Here is an 846-nt window from a genome sequence, read left to right as displayed (position 1 = left end):
CTGCATTGTACCGGGCGGTGGACTTGATTCATATGGCAAGTGGGTGAACTCAAAGAAAAAGTTCTTTATCCCCGTCAAGGTTCTATCCCGGAAATTCAGAGGCAAATTCTTGTACTACTTAAAACGAGCGAAGCTGGAGTATTATGGTTCAATCTCGTATCTGCGTGACAGATCCCTGTTTGATAGCTTGGTATCATCGCTATACCAGAAAGAATGGATTGTCTACTGCAAGCCGCCATTCAAAAACGCGGGCCGTGTGGTTGAATATCTCGGAAGGTATACCCATCGTGTTGCCATTTCCAACAACCGCATTTTGAAGCTGGAAAACGGAACTGTCACATTCAAGTGGCGTGACTACAGGGATGGCAATAAACAAAAACATATGAGCCTGTCTGTCGATGAATTTATCCGACGCTTTCTTATCCACGTGCTGCCTGACGGTTTTACCAAAATCCGGCATTATGGTCTGTTGAGTTCGGTTAATAAATCAACAAAACTACGACTGTGCAAAAAGCTTACAAATACGCTCGCGAATGAATTTCCAAAAGACAGGCTGTCTACGATTGAACTTTTAAATCTGTTGACTGGCAGGGATGTTACATTATGTCCTTGCTGCGGGGTTGGACATCTCGTCAGGGCTTCCCCCTAAAGGTGGAAACCACATAGGACTTATCAAATGCCTCTTTATTGGGGGAGGGGGGATCTCTGTGCATTTGTATGTAATTGTTATTCCTTTGAAACCACCTTTGCGCATTAACGACCTTGCCATGTCAATATTTGTCATTCAATTGTAAGATGAATTTTTTAATTTCCCCATAGAAACTAGCCGTCAGCGGTTTAGTCCAA

1 protein-coding gene is annotated in these 846 nt (G+C 43.4%); it reads left to right on the top strand.

From position 1 onward, the window contains the following. A partial coding sequence (locus Pmgp_RS19280; protein ID WP_192903044.1) for an IS91 family transposase occupies positions 1–649 on the top strand: 649 nt, incomplete at its 5' end. Positions 650–846 lie beyond the last annotated feature (197 nt).

Origin of the sequence: Pelotomaculum propionicicum, assembly GCF_004369225.1 — a bacterium.
Lineage (GTDB): Bacteria > Bacillota > Desulfotomaculia > Desulfotomaculales > Pelotomaculaceae > Pelotomaculum_B > Pelotomaculum_B propionicicum.
The sequence above is the reverse complement of the archived record's forward strand: the minus strand, read 5'-3'. Positions and strand labels throughout refer to the sequence as shown.